The 21758-nt window shown below is 45.0% G+C and carries 24 protein-coding genes; 18 read left to right on the forward strand and 6 right to left on the reverse strand.

From position 1 onward, the window contains the following. Positions 1-77 precede the first annotated feature (77 nt). From EVJ32_RS16295 to bsh, 3 genes are all read left to right on the forward strand, one after another. A complete protein-coding gene (locus tag EVJ32_RS16295) occupies positions 78-236 on the forward strand; it encodes a hypothetical protein (protein WP_016509914.1) in 159 nt (52 codons plus the stop codon). A 14-nt stretch (positions 237-250) separates the two neighbouring features. Then, positions 251-646: a hypothetical protein gene (locus EVJ32_RS10390; protein WP_131458207.1), complete on the forward strand. Its 396-nt coding sequence runs from the start codon at positions 251-253 to the stop codon at positions 644-646. A 132-nt stretch (positions 647-778) separates the two neighbouring features. Further along, positions 779-1753, forward strand: coding sequence for a choloylglycine hydrolase (gene bsh, locus EVJ32_RS10395; RefSeq protein WP_131458209.1), 975 nt, complete (start codon positions 779-781; stop codon positions 1751-1753). Between the two features lie 250 nt (positions 1754-2003). Here bsh and EVJ32_RS10400 read toward each other — a convergent pair whose 3' ends face one another. Further along, positions 2004-2456, reverse strand: coding sequence for a Dps family protein (locus EVJ32_RS10400; protein ID WP_070329004.1), 453 nt, complete (start codon positions 2454-2456; stop codon positions 2004-2006). Between the two features lie 290 nt (positions 2457-2746). Here EVJ32_RS10400 and EVJ32_RS10405 point away from each other — a divergent pair, with 290 nt between their 5' ends. The 9 genes from EVJ32_RS10405 to EVJ32_RS10445 all read left to right on the forward strand — a co-directional run bounded on the left by EVJ32_RS10405 (position 2747) and on the right by EVJ32_RS10445 (position 11779). Beyond that, positions 2747-3394 carry a peroxiredoxin gene (locus EVJ32_RS10405; protein ID WP_070329005.1) on the forward strand — a complete coding sequence of 216 codons (648 nt, stop codon included), beginning with the start codon at positions 2747-2749 and terminating at the stop codon, positions 3392-3394. 196 nt (positions 3395-3590) lie between these two features. Continuing rightward, positions 3591-4784 (forward strand): NAD(P)/FAD-dependent oxidoreductase, encoded by a 1194-nt coding sequence (locus EVJ32_RS10410; protein WP_131458211.1) that lies wholly within the window; start codon positions 3591-3593, stop codon positions 4782-4784. 11 nt (positions 4785-4795) lie between these two features. Beyond that, on the forward strand, positions 4796-5359 hold the full coding sequence (locus tag EVJ32_RS10415; protein ID WP_131458213.1) for a hypothetical protein: 564 nt from the start codon (positions 4796-4798) through the stop codon (positions 5357-5359). A 15-nt stretch (positions 5360-5374) separates the two neighbouring features. After that, positions 5375-6757: an MBL fold metallo-hydrolase gene (locus EVJ32_RS10420; RefSeq protein WP_131458214.1), complete on the forward strand. Its 1383-nt coding sequence runs from the start codon at positions 5375-5377 to the stop codon at positions 6755-6757. An 82-nt stretch (positions 6758-6839) separates the two neighbouring features. After that, on the forward strand, positions 6840-7622 hold the full coding sequence (locus tag EVJ32_RS10425; RefSeq protein WP_070329009.1) for a sulfite exporter TauE/SafE family protein: 783 nt from the start codon (positions 6840-6842) through the stop codon (positions 7620-7622). Positions 7623-7657: 35 nt separating this feature from the next. Then, entirely contained in the window at positions 7658-9061 is a 1404-nt protein-coding gene (locus EVJ32_RS10430) for a cytochrome ubiquinol oxidase subunit I (protein ID WP_070329010.1), read from the forward strand. Next, positions 9055-10086, forward strand: coding sequence for a cytochrome d ubiquinol oxidase subunit II (locus EVJ32_RS10435; protein ID WP_070329011.1), 1032 nt, complete (start codon positions 9055-9057; stop codon positions 10084-10086). The genes EVJ32_RS10430 and EVJ32_RS10435 overlap by 7 nt, the downstream gene beginning before the upstream one ends. Then, positions 10083-11138, forward strand: a complete 1056-nt coding sequence (locus EVJ32_RS10440) for a sensor histidine kinase (RefSeq protein WP_083274130.1) — start codon at positions 10083-10085, stop codon at positions 11136-11138. Before EVJ32_RS10435 ends, EVJ32_RS10440 begins: the two co-directional genes overlap by 4 nt. Further along, positions 11135-11779: a response regulator gene (locus EVJ32_RS10445; RefSeq protein ID WP_070329012.1), complete on the forward strand. Its 645-nt coding sequence runs from the start codon at positions 11135-11137 to the stop codon at positions 11777-11779. The genes EVJ32_RS10440 and EVJ32_RS10445 overlap by 4 nt, the downstream gene beginning before the upstream one ends. Before the next feature lie 16 nt (positions 11780-11795). Here EVJ32_RS10445 and EVJ32_RS10450 read toward each other — a convergent pair whose 3' ends face one another. Further along, positions 11796-12776 carry an arsenic resistance protein gene (locus EVJ32_RS10450; protein ID WP_131458215.1) on the reverse strand — a complete coding sequence of 327 codons (981 nt, stop codon included), beginning with the start codon at positions 12774-12776 and terminating at the stop codon, positions 11796-11798. A gap of 207 nt (positions 12777-12983) precedes the next feature. On the opposite strand from EVJ32_RS10450, the gene EVJ32_RS10455 reads away from it, so the two are divergent. Further along, positions 12984-13628, forward strand: a complete 645-nt coding sequence (locus tag EVJ32_RS10455) for a response regulator transcription factor (protein ID WP_131458217.1) — start codon at positions 12984-12986, stop codon at positions 13626-13628. A gap of 55 nt (positions 13629-13683) precedes the next feature. Here the strand turns inward: EVJ32_RS10455 and EVJ32_RS10460 are convergent, their stop codons facing one another. Then, the gene (locus EVJ32_RS10460) at positions 13684-13962 is read right to left on the reverse strand and encodes a hypothetical protein (protein ID WP_131458219.1); all 279 of its coding nucleotides are present in this window, start codon (positions 13960-13962) and stop codon (positions 13684-13686) included. Positions 13963-14082: 120 nt separating this feature from the next. On the opposite strand from EVJ32_RS10460, the gene EVJ32_RS10465 reads away from it, so the two are divergent. Together EVJ32_RS10465 and EVJ32_RS10470 are read left to right on the forward strand one after the other, a co-directional pair. After that, positions 14083-14460, forward strand: a complete 378-nt coding sequence (locus tag EVJ32_RS10465) for a hypothetical protein (RefSeq protein ID WP_131458221.1) — start codon at positions 14083-14085, stop codon at positions 14458-14460. 252 nt (positions 14461-14712) lie between these two features. After that, on the forward strand, positions 14713-15033 hold the full coding sequence (locus EVJ32_RS10470) for a hypothetical protein (protein ID WP_131458223.1): 321 nt from the start codon (positions 14713-14715) through the stop codon (positions 15031-15033). A 13-nt stretch (positions 15034-15046) separates the two neighbouring features. Here the strand turns inward: EVJ32_RS10470 and EVJ32_RS10475 are convergent, their stop codons facing one another. After that, a complete protein-coding gene (locus tag EVJ32_RS10475; RefSeq protein WP_070329018.1) occupies positions 15047-15256 on the reverse strand; it encodes a YdiK family protein in 210 nt (69 codons plus the stop codon). 16 nt (positions 15257-15272) lie between these two features. Then, complete coding sequence (locus EVJ32_RS10480) at positions 15273-15968, reverse strand: CPBP family intramembrane glutamic endopeptidase (protein ID WP_236635546.1); 696 nt, start codon at positions 15966-15968, stop codon at positions 15273-15275. A 213-nt stretch (positions 15969-16181) separates the two neighbouring features. Here EVJ32_RS10480 and groES point away from each other — a divergent pair, with 213 nt between their 5' ends. The 3 genes from groES to EVJ32_RS10495 all read left to right on the forward strand — a co-directional run bounded on the left by groES (position 16182) and on the right by EVJ32_RS10495 (position 18487). Further along, positions 16182-16466, forward strand: a complete 285-nt coding sequence (gene groES / locus EVJ32_RS10485; protein WP_016510840.1) for a co-chaperone GroES — start codon at positions 16182-16184, stop codon at positions 16464-16466. Between the two features lie 42 nt (positions 16467-16508). Then, complete coding sequence (gene groL, locus EVJ32_RS10490; protein ID WP_070329019.1) at positions 16509-18149, forward strand: chaperonin GroEL; 1641 nt, start codon at positions 16509-16511, stop codon at positions 18147-18149. Between the two features lie 92 nt (positions 18150-18241). After that, complete coding sequence (locus EVJ32_RS10495) at positions 18242-18487, forward strand: hypothetical protein (protein ID WP_131458225.1); 246 nt, start codon at positions 18242-18244, stop codon at positions 18485-18487. A 157-nt stretch (positions 18488-18644) separates the two neighbouring features. On the opposite strand, the gene EVJ32_RS10500 is transcribed toward EVJ32_RS10495, so the two are convergent. Continuing rightward, positions 18645-21755 (reverse strand): type I restriction endonuclease subunit R, encoded by a 3111-nt coding sequence (locus tag EVJ32_RS10500; RefSeq protein WP_131458227.1) that lies wholly within the window; start codon positions 21753-21755, stop codon positions 18645-18647. Positions 21756-21758: the final 3 nt, after the last annotated feature.

A 21758-nucleotide genomic window follows, 5' to 3' on the forward strand; every position in this document is an offset into this window, starting at 1 on the left:
GCATTCTTTATTGTACCGGGAAACGGATGAATTCCCATGAATTTCTATTTATTTTTTTAGAAGAGAGGAAGAACCAAATGGGCTTTGCCATTTTGACGTTCATCGTCGCGTTTATTCACATCATCGCGGGAGCGGTCGTGTTACATAAGTATCCGCAATATAAATCGATTGCCATCAGCGTGATTGTCCTTGGCTTCATGTATGGACTATTGACGGTCGGGTTTATCGTGTTATGAAGAAGCGTTCGGTAATGCTTCGTGTTCGGGAGAAGTTTTCGAACCAAGACGTACTGAAACTAGGGACGGGCGTTATGCTCGGGATGGTCGTAGTGGAACTCCTGCTCGGGGACGTGCCTCAAAGTACTTTGATGTCGTTCGCGTTAGTTTTTTATTATTGGCGCCATGACGTGGCGTATTCACAGGGTGACGCGACGGGGAAAGCCATCGGGGAACAAGCAAGTACGTTCACGCTTCGCGTCGTGATTGTCGCGTTGATGATCGGGTTCTTCATCTCGTTTCGGGTCGAGACAATCGACTATTCGTTGCGCGCGCTCATGCATTACGGACTGGCGCTCGTCTTCGGATTAAAGGGCTTTGGTCTCTGGTTTTTTCAAGACCTGGAACCTTCTGTCGAACGTCACGTATAACATAGCGAGCGAGACCGGTAAAGCGACAGCTTGACCGGTCTTTTGTCGTCAGGATCTGTGGTTGAAGTCCCCGGATAACGTGAATAGACCAAAGAGTGTCGTTGTCTGTTTTTGAACGGAAGGAGTCCTGTTATGTGTACAGCCATCACGTATTCGACAAAAGACCACTATTTCGGACGCAATCTTGACCTGAACGTCTCTTATCACGAGCAAGTGACGATCACGCCCAGGAACTATCCCTTTAAATATAGACGAGTCGACGATGCCCCTCATCATTACGCGATGATCGGGATGGCGACAATCGTCGACGACTATCCGCTCTATTATGATGCGACAAATGAATCGGGTCTCAGTATGGCCGGTCTTAATTTTCCGGGCAACGCCGACTTCAAACCGGAGGCGAGCGGGTTAGACAATGTGTCTCCGTTCGAGTTCATCCCTTGGATACTCGGACAGTGTGCCACGGTGGGCGAGGTGAAGCAACGACTCGAGACGATCAACTTAGTCAACATCGATTTCAGCGACGTACTTCGGCTTCACCCGCTCCATTGGCTGATTGCCGACCAACAGCAGTCGATCGTCGTGGAACCACTTAAAAATAGATTGCGTGTGTACGACAATCCGGTCGGCGTGTTGACGAACAATCCGTCGTTCGACTATCAACTGTTCAATTTGAACGACTACCGTCATGTGTCGACGAAGCTACCGGACAACACGTTTGCGAAAGCACTCGAGCTCGAACCGTATTGCCTCGGCTTAGGCGGTCATGGGTTACCCGGGGACTTATCGTCGACGTCGCGATTCGTACGAGCGACGTTCGCCAAATTCAACTCGGTCTCCGGGCAGGCCGAGTCCGAGAGCGTCAGCCAGTTCTTCAAGCTGTTGGACACCGTGATGCAGACACGGGGGCTGAACGAGGCAGCAGATGGGACGTTCGAATATACGACCTACTCGTCTTGCTGCAATATGGACCGAGGCATCTACTACTATCAAACGTATGAGAACAGCCAGATCACGGCCGTGTCGCTGTTCAATGAAGACTTAGACGGGACGCGGCTGATTGTTTACCCGCTCGTCACCGGGCAACAGATTCATTACGCGAACTGACAACAAGCCCTCTTGCCCAGCAGAAAGCTGAAGCGAGAGAGCTTGTGTGTTATAGAGCGGAGGTTTATCGTTCGTGTTGCCAATTTTCGTATAGACGCTCAGTCTCTTATGTTTTTACACAGTCGTCGTTTGCTTCTGTGTACCATTTTTATGTCTACGCTGCCTCAAATGTATTCTGAGTGCACGATAGTCTTTTATGTTCACCTATCTAGTTATTAAAAACAGTATCATTCTACCAAATAGTAAATCATCATAACTTCGTTTTTTTGCCTAGTGCTGTAGAGAGCATCCAGATTTCTTTTTCAAGTTGTTCGATGTGTGATACAAAAGTATCCTCGATGGCTTCATCTCCATCTTCGAATTGCTCCATGGCTTCTTGCATCTCTTTACGAATCGCTTTAAAGTCCTCGATTATTTCTTCAATCATCATATCCGTAGAATTATTACGGTCACCTTCATTTAACGTTGCATGATCAAGGTATTCTCTCATCGTTGCGTAAGGTGTTCCATCATTCATAAGAAGACGCTCAGCCACGTCATCATAAAGTTCAGCGGTTAATTTGTATAGTTCCTCCAACTTTTCATGATATGTGAAAAAGTGTGGGCCGCTAATATACCAATGGTAGTTGTGTAATTTGACATAGAGTAGTCCGTAGTTCGCAACTTCTTTGTTCAGTGTGTCCAATGCAATCTGACTTGCCATCATAAATTCCTCCAATGCATTTTTATCCATCTCTTAACAAACACATTTAAAAAAGCTGTCATCTCGATTATTATGCGATTTAAACATTCAAGGGCAACGAGAGTGTTACACATAAAAAACGAATTTCTGACAACTCTTTGGTACCCATTATATCCATATCGATAACGGCTTGGCTCAACATATGCAAAGGTCTACGTGACAATTGAGGGAATACCCCTATATACGAAGAAGTGATTATCGATAATAATTATCATGTAATATAAATTATCAAGTAGGAGGAATTATCATTTATGAATGAAACAATTATTAAACCAATGCCTCGCATCGGTGAACAAGCTCCAGCATTTGAAGCGAAAACCACGCATGGGACGCTCACGAATAAAGACTTTGAAGGAAGATGGTGGATTCTTTTCTCACACCCATCTGACTTCACTCCTGTTTGTACATCAGAATTTATTGCTTTTCAAGAAATCTACCCTGAACTTAAAGCTCGCAATACTGACTTGATCGGTCTCAGTGTTGATAGTGTGTCATCTCATATTGCTTGGGTTTTGAATGTAAAAGAGAAGTTCGGTGTCGAATTGACGTTCCCGATCATTGCAGACCTTGATCAAAAAGTCGCAACGGACTACGGGATGTTGATGCCAGAAGGCGGGACAACGGAGGCGTCACGAGCGGTCTTTATCATTGATCCGAATCAAACAGTACGTACAATCATCTACTATCCTTTGAGCTTAGGACGCAATATGCAAGAAATTTTGCGTGCGCTCGACGGACTTCAAACTGCGGACGAACATATGGTTTCAATCCCTGCAAACTGGGTGAAAGGTGATAAAGTCATTGTCAAACCGCCTAAGACACAGAAAGAAGCTGAAGAACGGGCAAAAGACCCACGATACGAGTGTGTAGATTGGTATTTCTGTAAAAAGGAAATTTAAAGTTATAAACGAGCCATACCTTCCTCAGAATTCTCTGATAAGGGTATGGCTCGTGTCGAATTGAGGGAATCCCCCTATGTGTCTTGCATGCGCTTTCAACTAAGATAGTAATGTGATAAATCTCATGGTTGATTGTTGTAGTTTGTTCAAAAGAGATGATATCAATCAGAGAGAAAAACAAAAGAGGGGGAGTTCCATGAAAACGCGTTTTCGAGTCGTTATTATTGGCGCTGGGACAGGAGGAATCAGTGTCGCTGCGCGTCTGTTGAGAGAACGAAAGAGCTTGAACGGAGAGGTGTTATTAATCGATCCGGCTGAAAAACATTATTATCAACCGCTCTGGACACTTGTGGGAGCTGGTGCTGCCCAGAAGTCAGAATCAGAACGTGATATGGAAACGTTGATTCCAGAAGGGGCTGAGTGGTTACAAGATAGAGTGACCACGTTCTTACCTAATGAGCAACAAGTAGAGACATCTAAACACGGGAAGATACAATACGATTATTTAGTCGTATCGCCGGGGATTGAAATTGATTGGGAAAAAATCAAGGGTTTGAAAGAATCACTAGGCACGAATGGAGTTTGTAGCAACTACTCGTTTGAACATGTGGATTACACATGGGAAACGTTACGTCAGTTCAAAGGCGGAACGGCCCTTTTTACGCATCCTGCATCTCCGGTGAAATGCGGGGGGGCGCCGCAAAAAATTATGTATCTCGTCGAGGACCATTTACAGAAAAAAGGACTTCGTGATCAGAGTGAAATCATTTTTGGTTCGGCAAATCCAGCAATATTTGATGTTGAAAAATATCGCAACGCGTTGGAGAAGGTAGTTGATCGAAAAGACATCGAAACACATTTTCGTGTCAATTTAATAGAGATTCGTGCTGAAGAAAAGATCGCTGTATTCGAAGATTTAGACGGAGATCGTGGATTCGAAATTCGCTATGACATGATTCATGTCACACCACCGATGCGTTCACCACAATTCATTCGAAACAGTCCCTTAAGTGACGCAGGAGGATGGGTCAATGTTGATAAACATACCCTCCAACATCAATCGTTCAATACCGTTTTTGGGATTGGAGACTGTACAAACCTTCCCACATCGAAAACAGGGGCGGCGATTCGTAAGCAGGCCCCGGTCGTTGTGGCGAATTTGCTGTCACTTATCGACAACATGCCCGTGGTGGCTTCTTATGATGGTTACTCTTCGTGTCCGATTGTCACAGGATATAACAAGTTAATCCTCGCTGAATTTGATTATGAGAAGGTTCCCCAAGAGTCGATGCCGTTCAATCAAGCAAAAGAGCGACATAGTATGTACATCTTGAAAAAAGATTTCCTTCCGATCATGTATTGGAACGGCATGTTAAAAGGGACGATGTGAGGGGGAGTAATATGAATTCTACAGTTCACGGAGAACAAACTCTCGAGAGCGTCTTGACTCAGCAAGATGTCGAAAAAGCATTAGTTTCGCTTGCCGCCCGCTTGCCGGAGATTGAACGATCACTTCGAAGAGTAGAGGACGCGATTGATTTTGGGCACGCCAGTTTAATGGATCAAGCCGTACGGGAAAAGCTTGACGTGTTAATGGATACGTCAAATCTGAATATCGATACATGGACAAGTGCGATAAAGCTGACAGAAAAACTTCCTTTATTATTGACGCTTATAGAACAAATGGAACAATTATTTATGTTTATGAAAGACGCTTATGAAGATGAATCGACGCGAGATATCGTCGCGGATCGCCTTGAAGGCTATACGAAGCCGTTGGTCGAGAAAGCAACTGAAACTAAAAGTATTGCAGAAGAGGTTCGCCGACGGGCCATGAATGACACAAAACCGATTTCGCTCTTTATGATGATGAAATGGTTGAAAGAACCTTCAGTACAACAAGGGCTACGATATATCCAAGCCACAATTGAAGTCATGTCAGAAAAAACGATAAACAAAAAATAAGGAGGATACGCACACATGTTACTACGTTATTTTTACGATGAAAAATTGGCACATGCGTCATATTTAGTAGGTTGTCAAAAAACAGGAGAGGCTATCGTGGTCGATCCGATGCGAAACATTACGCCTTATCTTGAAACGGCGAAAAAGGAAGGTCTTCACATCGTAGGAGCTTTAGAAACGCATATCCATGCGGATTTCGTCGCTGGATCACGTGAACTCGCAGCTGAGACTAGTGCCACTATGTACATCTCGGATGAAGGTGATGAGAATTGGAAATACGAAAATTTAGATGGTATTACAGCTCAGCTCTTGAAGGATGGGGACTCTTTCCCGATTGGTAATTTAAAGTTTGAGGTCATGCATACACCTGGACACACGCCGGAAAGTATCTCGTTCCTGCTTACCGACCAAGGTGGCGGCGCGGATAAACCGATGGGGATTTTCACGGGAGATTTTGTGTTCGTAGGAGATGTGGGGCGACCGGATCTATTGGAAAAAGCAGCAGGGATTGTAGGCACTTCTGAATCTGGCGCGAAGGCGATGTATCAATCAATCGAGAAATTTAAACAACTACCGGATTACCTTCAAGTCTGGCCGGCCCATGGCGCTGGAAGTGCTTGTGGTAAATCACTTGGGGCTGTTCCTTCTTCGACAGTCGGGTATGAGAAAGAGTTCAACTGGGCGATGCGTTTTAGTGATGAAGCGAGCTTTATGAAGGCATTGCTCGAGGGGCAACCGGAACCGCCGCGATACTTTGCCGTCATGAAGCGCGTGAACAAAGTCGGCGTACCGCTTGTTCATGAGTTGCCAGCTGTCAAGAAAATGGAGGGAGACATAATTGCAAACTACGTGTCAAATGGGCATCTTGTAGTCGACACACGTCCATCCGATCCATTCAAAGTGCAACATTTGGAAAAAACAGTAAATGTGCCATTTGACGCATCTTTTACAAATTGGATGGGATGGATTGTCGACTATGATACACCTTTCTATCTTATTGCGGAAGACGAGGAAATCGAGGCAATCAAAATCGCGCTTCGCTCGATTGGAATCGATAATTTAGCTGGATATGCGATACCTGAAGACGTCAAGTTCAATGATGTATATGAAGAGATTGAACCGAAGGATGTCCGAGAGTATCTTCAGCAGGGGGCTCATTTGATTGATGTCCGAAACTTGACAGAGTGGGAGGCTGGTCATATTGAAGACGCACAACACATCATGCTTGGCTCATTAAATCGTCGCATCGAGGAAATCCCTCAAGCTGAACAAGTGATCGTGCAGTGCCAGTCCGGGGCACGCTCAGCAATCGGGACGTCGATTTTACGCCGTCATGGCATTAACGCTATCAATATGATTGGTGGATACAACCGATACGAAAGCGAAGTCGTCAAATAAGAAACAGAAGGGCCCACCGGACGCGAGTTTCTGCGTCCGGTCTGTTTTAGTATGAAAAAAATTATAAGGAAAAGGATGATGGATGTTGGATTGGTTATGGTTTGTGACGATTTTTATGATCGGTTTTATCGGCTCGTTTATTTCAGGAATGGTAGGCGTCGGTGGGTCCATTATCAAATATCCGATGCTTCTCTATATTCCACCGGCTCTAGGATTTGCTGCATTAAGTGCGCATGAAGTATCCGGAATCAGTGCGATTCAAGTCTTTTTTGCGACAATCGCTGGAGTTTTTGCATATCGAAAAGGTGGATATTTAAATAAGCCGCTCATTTTATATATGGGGAGTAGTATCCTCATCGGCGGACTGATTGGTGGATTTGGATCAACGTATATGTCTGAAAATGGTATTAATATCGTCTATGCCGTATTGGCAACATTAGCTGTCATTATGATGTTTCTTCCGAAAAAAGGGGACGAATCTAAGAAAGCTGATGAGATTGAGTTCAATCGACCACTGGCCGCCTCGCTTGCATTTGTGACAGGGTTGGCGTCTGGTATCGTCGGAGCGGCTGGGGCTTTTATTCTTGTTCCAATCATGTTGCTCGTCTTAAAAATTCCGACACGTGTGACAATTGCGACATCTTTGGCCATCACATTCATTTCATCGATTGGATCGACAGTCGGAAAAGTGGCGACGGGACAAGTGTTATACGAACCTGCGGCTGTCATGATTGTTGCTAGTGTAATCGCGTCGCCACTTGGAGCGAAGCTCGGTCAAAAAATGAACACAAAAATCCTCCAATGGATTCTTTCATTACTTATTTTAGCGACCGCAATCAAAATTTGGTCGGACTTGCTCGCATGATGAGAAGCATATAATAAAGAAGGGGAGTATGAAATATGTTCAACGATCCGGTTTTCATGAGTCGGTCTTTAACTGGATTGACGCTCGGGTTCCACGTAATCTTCGCGACACTCGGTGTAGGGATTCCTTTGTTGATTTTGTTGGCAGAATTTATCGGGATTCGTCGGAGTGATGAAAAGTATTTATTGCTCGCAAGACGTTGGTCACGAGGATATGTCGTGACAGTGGCGGTAGGCGTCGTTACAGGAACAGCAATCGGCCTTCAACTTTCTCTTCTATGGCCAAGCTTCATGCGTTTAGCTGGTCAGACGGTTGCCCTGCCCCTTTTCATGGAAACATTCGCCTTCTTTTTTGAGGCAATCTTTTTAGGGATCTATCTGTATACATGGGGGCGTTTTAAAAACCCATGGTATCATCTATTGCTAGGGATACCGGTCGCCTTTGGGGCAATCATGTCAGCTTTTTTTATTACTGCGACAAATGCATTCATGAATCAACCGATCGGGTTTGACTTAGTCGACGGTAAGCTAGCGAATGTCAATCCGATTGAAGCAATTTTTAATCCGGCGATGCCGACGAAGATGGCGCATGTCATCACATCGGCTATCCTTACAGCCGCTTTTGTTCTTGCTTCTATCGCAGCGTTTCATCTGTTGCGCCGTAACGACTTATCTCATGAAGGGGTTCACTATCATCGTCGTGCGCTTCGATTGACGATGACTGTCGCTTTAATTTTTGCTATGGCGACGGCGATTATTGGTGACTTCTCTGGAAAATACTTAGCAAAATATCAACCAGAAAAACTCGCAGCGGCAGAATGGCATTTTGAGACTTCCTCTGAGGCGGAACTGATTCTTGGAGGGTGGTTAGAGCAAGATGGGGAAGGTGGATATGAAGTCCGTGGTGCGATCAAGGTCCCTTACGCCTTGTCCATTTTAGCAGGAGGACTTCCAAGCTACGAAGTGACTGGTCTCGACGAGTTTTCTATTGAAGATCAGCCTCCTTTATACGTCCACTACTTATTCGATGGAATGGTCGGAATCGGAATGCTCCTTGCTTTGATTGCGTTTCTATTCGTGCTCGGGAATTATATTCGTCGTCTTGATTCGTTTCACCCTTGGATGCTCCGTGCAATTTTGATAGGTGGACCGCTCTCTATGCTCGCAATTGAGTTAGGTTGGTTCTTTGCTGAGATCGGAAGACAGCCATGGATTCTATACGGGCTCATGCGTACAGGTGAAGCGGCGACAACTTCTAGTTCGGTCGGCTGGATGTTTATCCTATTCTTGATTCTTTATGCCATATTAGGTACCGTTACAGTTTCTGTTTTGATTAAGATGTTCAAAAAGAACCCGATTCAAAAAGAATTAGACCGGAACGAGAAGACGGGTGAATCTTTCTTTGAGGAATCATCAAATGAAGGGGGGACCTCATCATGATTGAAATGATTGGAATTACAGTGCTGTGGACGTTTCTATATGGATATTTGATTGTGGCTTCGATTGATTTTGGGGCAGGGTTCTTCGCCTTCTACAGCAAAATCAAGAATCGAGAAAAACAAGTCAATACATTGATTCAACGTTATCTCTCTCCGACATGGGAAGTGACGAATGTCTTCTTCGTTTTCTTTTTCGTTGGGATTGTCGGTTTTTTTCCGGATACGGCTTATTATTATGGTAGCGCCCTCTTAGTACCGGCTTCGATTGTGTTAATTCTTTTGGCGGTAAGAGGTAGCTTTTATGCGTTTGCGAATTATGGTTCAAAAGAAAGTACACTCTATGTGTTTTTATATGGCGCGACGGGGCTGTTTATCCCGGCCGCGATGTCGACCGTTTTAACGGTCAGTCAAGGTGGGTTTATTGAAGAAGTAGAAAACCAGGTCGTGTTTAAACCAATCGAGTTATTCACAAGCCTTTATTCTTGGTCTGTCGTTTTAATGGCCGTTGTATCGGTTCTTTACATCAGCTCTATGTTCTTACTCTATTATGCGCATCGCGCAGAGAATGTAGAAGTGGAGAATTTAGTGCGTGGCTGGGCTAAACTTTGGAGCATTCCGACAATAATCGCTTCTGTTTTTGTGTTCATCGGATTGAAGTCCCATGCACCTTGGCACTTCGAACAGATTATGGATACGAATGGGATTGCATTTCTCGCGAGCTTCATCTTTTTCTTGGCCGCCCTTTATTTTAGTTTTTCAAGAAAAAAGTATGGTCTTGGTTTTTTAGCGGTCATGGCACAGTATGCTGCGGCATGGTTTGGATATGGAGCCACGCATCTCCCTTACATCTTGTATCCATATATAAATATTCAAGACGGCGTGGTCAATGAAGCGATGGCGGTCACATTAATTATTGCATTTATCGCAGGTCTCGCCTTACTTGTTCCTGCTTTATATTTGTTGCTTCGTTTGTTCTTGTTTGACCAAACTTACGTGAAGGGAATGAATCGAGGTGGAAAAGCATGAGTGGAGAGGAGCACCTCTTGTTCGGTGATAACAGATTGAAAAGACTAGAGAGACAAATATTTGACGTTATAAAAGATGGGATCATTGTAATGGATGCTAGTCGCATTATTTTAGAAATGAATGAAGCCGCCTCGATGCTCACTGGCTGGGTGGTTGGAGAAGATGTACCTTATTGCTCTTTTTGTCAAAATAGAGAAGTGGTGGCAGGTGAACAGCGCTGTTACCTGATGGAGCATAAACAGTCACCATATCTGACATCAGAGATGCCAATATATTCGGGGAAAATGTTAGATGTAGAAATGAGTACAGCTCAGATTTTAGAAGATCCTCTAACTGGAACGATGGCATATGTACTTGTCTTGAGAGATTTGACAGAGCGAAGAAAGCGCGAAGCACACGAAATGAGAGAGCGGATGATGAGGGAGTTAATTCGTGCAAGAGAGGAAGAGCACGAGCGTCTTGCGAAAGAACTTCATGACGGCGTAGGTCAGTCATTATTCACGATTTCATTAGCTTTGGGGTCATTACGGGCAGATGTCCAAGACCCTGAGCGACGTGCTTATATCGCCTCTGTACTTGACGAGGTGGCGCGCCTCATCGATAATGTCAAAAATTATTCTCGCCAGCTGAGACCGATTGAAATCGATCGATTTGGCCTTGTATCTGCCTTGAACGTATTGGTCGATAGTTTTATGACGCAATATAAGTATACAGACTTTCGATTACAAACTTTTACGAATCGACGCTACGATAACATCATCGAGATTAACCTTTACCGAATCGTGCAAGAAGCACTTGTGAACTGTGTGAAATATGCGGATGCGAAGACGGTTGAAATCAAAGTGTTTGAACAGGATGGATGGATTAATTTGTTGGTAAAAGATGATGGTAAGGGTTTCGATACAAAAGATACTGCGTATATAAGTGGTCTAGGACTGCGTCACATGGAAGAACGTTCAAAGGCGCTAAATGGCACATTTACATTAGTGAGCATTCCAGGGCATGGAACAGAGATTGCGGTATCGGTGCCGATCGAGAGGCGTACATTATGAATCGCATAAGAGTGTTGATTGTGGACGACCATGAACTCGTCCGGAAAGGACTCCGATTAATGTTTCGGTCGTATGAAGAAATCGATGTGGTCGGAGAAGCAGAAGACGGGACGAAGGCGATTCAATCAGCAATTCAGTTCAGTCCCGACATTGTTCTTCTTGATATCACAATGGGTAGCGGACTAGATGGATTTTTAGTATTCCAGGCACTAAAAGAGGAAGCACCTGAAGTGAAAGTCATATTTTTGACGATGCACGACGAAGAGGCCTACATCAGACGTGCGATCGAGCTTGGTGTTCCCGGATATATGTCAAAAAACAGTGACCCGGGACGTCTTGTAGAAGGAATCAGACAAGTCCATCAAGGGAACCGTTTTTATAGGGGACTTGCCCCAGAAGAAGTATTAAAGCAGATGTTCAACCAATCAAAGTCATCAGAGCAATCTGTTCTGACGAGACGAGAGCTAGAAATCGTTCGGCTCTCGTCTCTCGGATACAGCAATATCGAGATTGGCAGGCAGTTAAATATTAGCTCGAAAACAGTGGAGAACCACAAAGGGAGAGTCATGAACAAACTTCAAATCCGACATCGGCACGAGCTCGTGCAGTTTGCAATCAAGAATCGAATGATTGACCTTTGATTAAATGAAGTAATGGTCAGGAAATCATCTCCTTTTTTTCTGTCGAATCTTTGAACCATCTGTTTAGTGCGATGGAACTGTAAAGCGGAATGGATTGCTGTTGAACGATAAAAGCCAATGTGACGAGAAGTGCCGCCTCCGCACCGAACGAGGTTGCGGCGAGACCGATTGAAATCGATAAATTTCGTAACACGGTCCCGTTGACGAGAGCGATGCCATCGGCTCGGCTCAATCGCTTCACGGCGACCCATGTGCTGATCACGTAATTCAGTCCGTAGAATAGAATGAGTGCGCCGAGTGCCTGAACTAAAAGAGCAGGATTTTCCAAAATCGTTGTGGCACGCATACTGACGCTCGCAAATACGACAAATAACATCGCCCATACACTGAGAGGGGCGAAATTCGGCTTAATTGTGCGTTTAAATGTCTGTTCATCGGTCCAGTGCAAAATCAAGACATAAGTGACTTGACCAAGAATCATCGGGACGAGGATGATAAGAACAATTGTTTGAAACGTGGCAAGAAGATTGATCTCCACGAGCTGTCCGACCATGCCATATAAGTACCAAGGGGTTAACAAGGAACCGACTAAAAGACCGATAATCGTCAGCTTGATGGCGACAGAGACGTTGCCTTTTTGAAGCATCGTCCAAGAAATCGTCATTCCGCTTGTGGGTAATAGAGCCGACAAGGCAAGACCTGCAAACAAGAGAGGCTCGTCTACTAGCAACGTGTGTCCGATGACATACGCGATGGCTGGGATTACGATAAAGTTTAAGAGTAGGGAGTAACCGACGACGTTATTCCCTCGTCGTGATGTGAGCTCGCTCCATTTGAAACCTACCATCGTCGCATAAATCATGAGGATGGTCGCAATCAAAATAAAAGGCTGCAACGCTCTCGTATCGATGAGGCTACCGATGGTGAAGCCGAGAAACAGGACAATTGGGACGCTGAGTGTCAAAAATTTTTGGGGGAGTACATATAGATTACGCATACAAACATCTCCTTGTCCGTCGTTAGAGAATTTATCGCTAACTGACGTGGGTTTTGATAAACTGAAATATACGATTTAGGGTATCTGAAGTCAACTGATGAAAAACAAGGAAACGACAAAGAATGGCTTTATATCAATGAATCATAGTTAGAAGTTGAGGGGAATTCCCTACATCGGGAACGGTTAATCTAGGGAGAAGGAGGAGTCATGGAAGTAATAACGGTGTTAATCGTAGATGACCATGCGCTCGTTCGACGAGGGCTCAAGTTAATGTTACAGACTGCACATGGGATCAACGTCGTCGGTGAAGCCGCAGACGGGGCAGAAGCAATCCGATTGGCGATTCAAAAAAGGCCGACCGTCACGTTGCTGGATATTACGATGCCTGCAGGGTTGGATGGGTTTTTGACCGCTACTGCTTTGCAGAACGAACATCCGGATGGAGAAATCATTCTGTTGACGATGCATGATGAGGAGGCTTACGTGAAGCGGGCGTTAGAAATTGGTGTGCGTGGATTTTTGTCAAAAAACACGGATCCCGATGAAATGGTGGAAGCAATCCGAAGTGTGGCAAAAGGACGGCGTGTGTATCGTACTTATTTGAAGGATGAGGTTATTCGTGGCATGATTCAGCAAAGCAAGAAGAAAGATGCATCGATTTTATCACGTCGTGAAGAGGAGATCGCTCGTTGTACTGCCCTTGGCTACTCTCTTTCGGAGATTGGGGAGCGGTTAAACATCAGTCCGAAGACGGTTGAGAATCACCGAGGGCGAATCATGCAAAAGCTGCAACTCAATCATCGACATGAGCTCGTCCAGTATGTCTTGAAAAATCGACTGATGGACGAATAAATCGTCGAATTAACAGTCTAAACAAACACGACACTCTCACGAATGAGAGCGTCGATCAGAGGACATTGTTATAGAGCGGGGCTTCAGCGCCTGTGCTGATGACTTTCAAATGACGCTCGTCTTTCATATAGACGCTTTTATACGCCACACGTTCATCTTCATAGAACAGAATGACGCGGTTGCCGTCGTTGTCTGTCTCGACTTTCGGTTCATATTGTGCGACATCAATCGTCTCTTCGAGCACGCTATACTCTTCGTATGTTGACAGGTCGTCTGCGTTTGAACAGGCGACGAGAAATAGGGAAGCGACCATCGCGAGAAGTGCTTTCTTCATCGTATCTCTCCTTATTTGATAGTCCGTCTATCAAATATAACGTAGATTGACGTCTTTTTCAAAAGTGAATGAAACTTTGATCATTTTTCTTCGTATAGATTGAACAGAGGAGGGGAAATGATGAGCGGACGTAACATGGCAGTAGCGGTGAGTGTTGGTTTAGTGGCCGCAGCGGTTCTATTCGGTGTGTCCTCGTATCTGTTGTTTCTCATCGCGAGTGTGCTGTTTTATCGGTGGCACCGACGAAAAGTCGGGCAGTATCCGACCTCGATCAGAGAACGTTTGTTTTGGCGTTCGAGTGAGAAGACATGGCTTGTCGCAATCATCGTGTTCATTGTGATCTTCTTAATCGGGTTTGGTGCGACGCGCGTGACGCAATCGATACAACAGCTCGCACTGACCGCGTTGACGTATTTGTTTGCGACAAAAGGACTGTTCTTGATGAATGAGATACATATGTATGAGCAAGCGGTTGAACAGGAGCAGGATGAGAGGTAAGGCATCTAGCTGTGACAAAGACGAGATGACAGAACGGGTACGACAATAGGCTGAAGCGGACATTCGACGCCGCTCCATCGTGAGATCGAGTGCGAGTTGTAAGAAAGCTCTTATTTCATTTCACTTTATAATGAAGAACGGAAGGACGTCTGTATCGTGAGGAGGGACTTAATGAGGGAAAAAATATTGTTTGCGTTTCTGCTCTTTAACGCAATCGTATTTGTATTGGGATGGTGGAATGGGGAGTTCATCATGATCACGTGGACAGCGTTCGGTGTTGTCGTGCACACGTATTATCATGAGCAACTCGAACGGCTCGACGCCGAGACAATCATATCGCTACAACGGACGGTCGATTCGAAGTTGGTGTCGTCGCTCTCGTTCGTGACGATTTTCGTATTTTTTGTCGTCGTCTGGTTCTTTGATGAGATGACCGTTCCGTTACTTGATACGCTGTACGTCATCGTCGGACTGGTGATGGTACGACGGGGTCTTTTGCTTCGACGCGCCATACTCGATGAAATGATTGATACGACAAATATTGTTTACATGAAGAAAAGCCCGAGCTCCTAAGCCCGGGCTTTCGTTATGCAGATTTGTCTGACCCGTCTTTTTTCTCTTTCCGAGCGAGCGTCAAGATTTGGTACACCTTGAAGAAGTCGTAAGCGGCTACGGCGATGATGAAGTACGTCCAGAAGCTGAAGCCATACTCCTGCACCGAGTAGTAGGCGAGGACCGTAAACAGAATCCCGAATGAGAGACTGAACAAAAACATGACTTTTAAGTGTCGCGGCATATGTGCCACCTCATTTCTACATTAAAAATAGTACGACCATGACGAGCGCATTGTTGAACGCGTGAATCGCGATCGGGACGATCAAGCGACGCGTCTTAGCGTAAGCGACCGTGAAGGCGAAGCTCATCGCCACATAGACAAGGATCTTGTTGTCGCCGTGGATGAGTGCGAACAAGAGTGAACTGACCGCAAACGCGATCCAAAACCCGAAGCGGGCGCTCAAGTTCCCGAACAGGATGTGGCGGAACAAAATCTCTTCCATGATCGGTCCGAGCAAGACGACTGAGAGCGTCATGACTGGGACGAGACGGACGATATCAGCGATTTGCTCGGTGTTTTGTGACCCTACGAGATCACCTGATATCGCGGTCTCAATCAGGTTGGCGACGATGACGAGCCCGTACTGCATCAAAATCCCGAGCCCGATCCATTTGACCGTGTCGTTCAAGTTCGACTGGATGCCTTGTTGCTTATACAGCTTCAAGTCCGGCCAAAGCAAGAAGAACGAGATGACAATCGTTAAACTGAAGCCGATTGCGAACCAAAGGCCGGTCGACAGCGGGGTGATCCACTCGGGACGGACTCCACTAATGAGCAGCGGGAAGAACTGCACGAACGCGTAGAGGAGAATTGGGATGATGTGCCGGATCCGAATGTTAGGCGCCATCGAAAACCGGGTATTTATCGATTGGTTTGAGTTTAATGTGGCCAATTCAACACTTCCTTATTCACAAGAGTTAAGCGTTCCTTTTGACCATTGTATCAAATAAGGTCTCTTGACCGCGAGTGGAAGCGTTTTTCGATGTTCCCGCTTGCATTTTTCATCGTCTCATACTACACTAAACAGTGTTAGCACTCCATTTTGATGAGTGCTAAAACTTACGATACAACGATACATCATTCATATTCGGAGGAGGTTTTTTCAATGTTAAAACCACTAGGAGATCGCGTTATCATCGAAGTCGTGGAGAAAGAAGAAAAGACGATCGGAGGCATCGTGCTTCCTGACACGGCGAAAGAAAAGCCGCAACAAGGGAAGGTCCTCGCAGTCGGCACAGGCCGTGTGACAGACCAAGGCGAGCGGATCGCTCTCGACGTCAAAGAAAATGATTTGGTCATCTACTCGAAATACGCGGGTACCGAAGTGAAGCATGATGGAAAAGAATACTTAATCGTTCGTGAGAGCGACATTCTAGCAATCGTAGGCTAAGACTCACCATTCTTCAAAACTTTTTTTAGGGGGAAATGAACAATGGCAAAAGAAATTAAATTCTCAGAAGACGCACGTCACGCGATGCTTCGCGGCGTCGACGCACTCGCTGACGCGGTAAAAGTAACGATCGGACCGAAAGGACGTAACGTCGTCCTCGAGAAGAAGTTCGGCTCACCACTCATCACGAATGACGGTGTGACGATCGCGAAAGAAATCGAACTTGAAGACCACTTCGAAAACATGGGCGCGAAGCTCGTCGCCGAAGTCGCGTCGAAGACGAACGAAGTCGCAGGGGACGGTACGACGACAGCGACAGTCCTCGCTCAAGCGATGATCCGTGAAGGTCTCAAAAACGTCACAGCGGGCGCGAACCCGATGATCCTTCGTAAAGGCATCGACAAAGCGGTCCGCCGTGCGCTCGAAGAACTCAAAGCGATCTCGAAACCGATCGCGTCGAAAGAAGCGATCGCGCAAGTCGCGGCCATCTCGGCTGCTGACGAAGAAGTCGGCGAATTGATCGCTGAAGCGATGGAACGTGTCGGTAACGACGGCGTTATCACGATCGAAGAATCACGCGGCTTCACGACGGAACTCGACGTCGTTGAAGGCATGCAGTTCGACCGCGGATACTTATCACCATACATGATCTCCGACTCAGACAAGATGGAAGCGGTGCTCGACAACCCGTTCATCTTGATCACAGATAAGAAGATCTCGAACATCCAAGAGATCATCCCAGTGCTCGAGCAAGTCGTGCAACAAGGGAAACCGATCTTGATCGTCGCTGAAGACATCGAAGGCGATGCGCTCGCGACACTCGTCTTGAACAAGCTCCGTGGTACGTTCAACGCGGTCGCGGTCAAAGCACCAGGATTCGGCGACCGTCGTAAAGCGATGCTCGAAGACCTTGCGACGCTCACAGGCGGCCAAGTCATCACAGAAGACCTCGGTCTCGAGCTCAAGTCGGCGTCACTCCAACAGCTCGGACGCGCGTCGAAAGTCGTCGTCACGAAAGACACGACAACGATCGTCGAAGGTGCTGGAGACGAAGCGACGATCAAATCGCGCGTTCAAACGATCCGTAACCAAATCGAAGAGACATCGTCTGACTTCGACCGTGAGAAACTTCAAGAGCGTCTCGCGAAACTCGCAGGCGGCGTAGCCGTCGTCAAAGTTGGCGCAGCGACAGAAACAGAACTCAAAGAGCGCAAGCTCCGCATCGAAGACGCGCTCAACGCGACACGTGCAGCGGTCGAAGAAGGCATCGTCGCAGGTGGCGGTACAGCCTACATCAACGTCATCCCAGCGGTTCGCGCACTTCTTTCTGAAGTGACAGCGGATGAGGCGACAGGTGTCAAACTCGTCCTCCGTGCGCTTGAGTCACCGGTCCGTCAAATCGCGGAAAACGCGGGTGAAGAAGGTTCGGTCATCGTCGAGAAGCTCAAGAACGAGTCGGTCGGCATCGGCTACAACGCCGCGACTGGCGAGTACGTCGACATGATCGCATACGGTATCGTCGATCCGGCGAAAGTGACGCGCTCAGCGCTTCAAAACGCGGCATCAGTATCAGCTATGTTCCTCACAACGGAAGCGGTCATCGCAGACAAGCCAGAACCAGCAGGCGCTGGCGGCGGCATGCCTGACATGGGCGGCATGGGCGGCATGGGCGGCATGATGTAAGTCATATGTTTGAATTCATCAAACTGTGGTTTTAAATAAAAAAGTAGGGAATTACTATAAAAAAAGATTTTATTTTAAAGGAGTGAAATTTTATGGGTGGTGGACGATTCAGTGATAGTAAAAGGGTAAAAGATGGTTCTAGATTTAAGAAACTTTCGCCTACTGCATCGCTTTTGCGAGAGGTAAAGGACTCGGGTGGAGTAGATGCTATGAAGGAACATTATTTTACTCAAGGTGCTGAATTTGCAGTTAACGAACTAAAAATGGAAATTACAGCATTAAGAAGAGATTTGAATTTGAAGCCTAACCTTAAAAAAGTAGTAGATAACGAGTTCTAAGATATTAAATATCTGTTCTAGTAGTTTCATTTCACTCACATAAAATATATTCTAGAGACAAAAAGAAGTAATCCCATTACCGAATTCCGGTGACGGGATTACTTTTTCATTTGAAATTTTCAAACCCGGTATTTATGTCTCAGTTTCGTTAAATATCTTATAACTCCAAAGCTATTTGCTCTGACATGAGTTCTGCCTGCTCAAGAACAGTATCAATCGCTTGTTTACTGATTTCCGGTGGATACCCATATTTCTTCAGTAAGCGTTTGACGATAACCCGCATTTTCGCGCGCGCCGAGTCACGTAAATTCCAGTCGATACTCATATTTTCTTTAATGGATTTTGTAAGTTCGTGGGCAATCATTTTCAACGTGTCATCACCTAAGACTTGTTCCGCCGTCTCGTGTGAAGCCAGCGCATCGTAAAAAGCAATTTCTTCTTTGATCATTCCTTGTTGTTCGCCTCGTTTGAAAGCTTCATCCATTTCTTTAGCTAATTCAATTAATTCCTCAATAACTTTAGAGGTTTCAATTGTACGCTTATTATATTTATTCAGGGCATTTGACAACATATCTGAGAACTTACGCGCTTTGATTAAGTTACTGCGCTGAACACTTTTTACCTTACCATTTAGTAAGCGATTCAATAACTCGACTGCCAAGTTCTTTTCTGGCAACGCGCGAACATCTTCTAAAAACTGATCTGATAGAATCGAAATATCTGGATTCTCTAGACCGAGTTCTTTGTAGATATCAATGACTTCTTCAGAAATAACCGATTTTGAAATCAACTGATTAATTTGTGCGTCCATTTGTGTAGCTGTTTTTTTCTTGCTGCCATCACCAATGGTTTTCACTATACTTGCTTTGACGGCCTTGAAAAAACCAATTTCATCATTCAACTCTTCAGCTTCTTGCATCGTTGCACATAAAGCATAGGCTTTCGATAGCTCTGTAACTGTATCTAAAAATCGTTTCTTTTCTTCTTCACCTAAACCGATTACATAATCCATCGTCGTCACAATCGCTTTAATACGTTGTGATGACTTTTCTGACATAAAGCCTGAATAATCATGTCCATACAACATTTCTAAAATGAGTTGATGTTTCTCTAACATGACATCAACTGCAAGTGATGTATCGACACCGGCTGTTTCACGGTCGTTGTCTGTATACTGTTTCAATGCCTCTTTTAAATTATCTGCCACACCAATGTAGTCGACGACTAATCCACCCGGTTTATCTTTAAACACCCGGTTTACTCGAGCTATCGCTTGCATTAAATTATGACCTTTCATCGGTTTATCAACATACATTGTATTCATAGAAGGGACATCAAACCCTGTTAACCACATATCCCTTACAATGACGATTTTTAGGGGGTCCATATTGTCTTTCATGCGACGTGCTAAAAATTCACGACGTTTTTTATTGCCGATGAATGGTTGCCATTCGACAGGATCACTCGAAGAACCGGTCATCACGATTTTGATGACACCTTTGTCATCGTCATCTGAATGCCATTCTGGGCGAATCTTGATAATTTCTTTATAGAGATCAATCGCGATACGACGTGACATGACAACAATCATGGATTTACCAAACATCGCTTTTTCACGCTCTTCATAATGGTGTACTACATCTTGCGCCATTTTCTCGACACGTGAACCAGCTCCAGCGATTGCTTCTAAACGTGACCATTTTGATTTTAACTTTTCTTTTATTGAGGATTCTTGATCTTCTGTAATATCCTCATAATCATCATCAATTGCCAATCCTTCTGGTAACTCCAAAGGAATGACCCTCGACTCATAGAAAATTTTCACCGTTGCCCCATCCTCGACGGCTTGCGACATATCATAAATATCGATGTATTCACCAAAAACGGCCGGTGTGTTTCGATCCGTCGATTCTACAGGTGTTCCTGTAAATCCAATAAATGAAGCGTTCGGCAAAGCATCGCGGACATACTTGGCATAACCATATTTCACTTCACCTTCACGGTCTTTCTGTTGTGACAACGCTGCACCAAAACCATATTGGGAACGGTGCGCTTCATCAGCCATGACAATGACATTTTTACGTTCTGTCAAACATGGCATTTCACCCGTTTCTACATCGGGAGAAAATTTCTGTAACGTTGTAAAGATGATGCCCCCGGATTCAACGTTTAGTAACTCACGCAACGAATCACTCGACTGAGCTTGGTTAGGGGACTGACGGAGTATTTCTTTTGACAAAGAGAACGTCTTATACAGCTGATCATCCAAATCATTGCGGTCTGTTAAAATCACGATTGTTGGATTGTTCATTGTTTTAATCAGTTTTCCAGCATAAAATACCATCGATAAACTTTTTCCTGAGCCCTGTGTGTGCCAGATAACACCAATCTTGCGATCTCCGGTATTTCCAGTCGCTTCTTGTGCTTTTTCAACAGCTTTATTCACAGCATGATATTGATGATATGCCGCCAAGATTTTAAACGTATCTTCTCCATCGGATTGAAAGAGTATAAAATTTTGAATGATATCTAAGAGTCGATGGGGCGCCAACAGTCCATTCAACATCACTTCAAGTTGTGGCTCTGCGGGACTTGCTAACGAAATGCCATCGACCGTACGCCACTTCATAAATCGCTCTTCATTTGCTGTTAGAGAGCCCACACGTGCGTTGATGCCGTCGCTTGTAATTAAGAACGCGTTATAACGGAACAGGGTAGGGATTGCTTGTTTGTATGTTTGAATTTGATTATAGGCATCTGAAATATCGATATCTTCGTTAGTCGCATTTTTTAATTCTATAACAACAACAGGTAAACCGTTCACAAACACGATTACATCGGGACGTTTATTTGCTTGTCCTTCGATAACCGTGAACTGATTGACTGCCACAAAATCATTATTTTGTGGATGTTCAAAATCAAAAACATAAACAGACACTGTTGGGTTATACCCATCCGTTCCTTGAACTTGAATCTCAATCCCATCTGTCGCAAGTTGATGGAACTGTTTATTATTTAAAATTAAATTTGGTGATGCATTTGCTACAATTTTTTGAACAGCTGCTTCAATCACTTGAACATCAAGTGTTGGATTAATTTTTTTTAAAGAATCATGTAAACGATTGACTAAAACAACATCTTGAAAACTATTGCGTTCAGGACAATTTCCATCAGGTCCTATATCGGGACCTTCTACGATATCGTAGCCTAGGTATTCTAGCCATTCAAGAGTTGCAACTTCTAACTCTGATTCATTATATTTAAACACCGA

The sequence above is a fragment of the Exiguobacterium sp. SH5S4 genome, from assembly GCF_004337045.1.
GTDB classification, from domain to species: domain Bacteria; phylum Bacillota; class Bacilli; order Exiguobacteriales; family Exiguobacteriaceae; genus Exiguobacterium; species Exiguobacterium aurantiacum_A.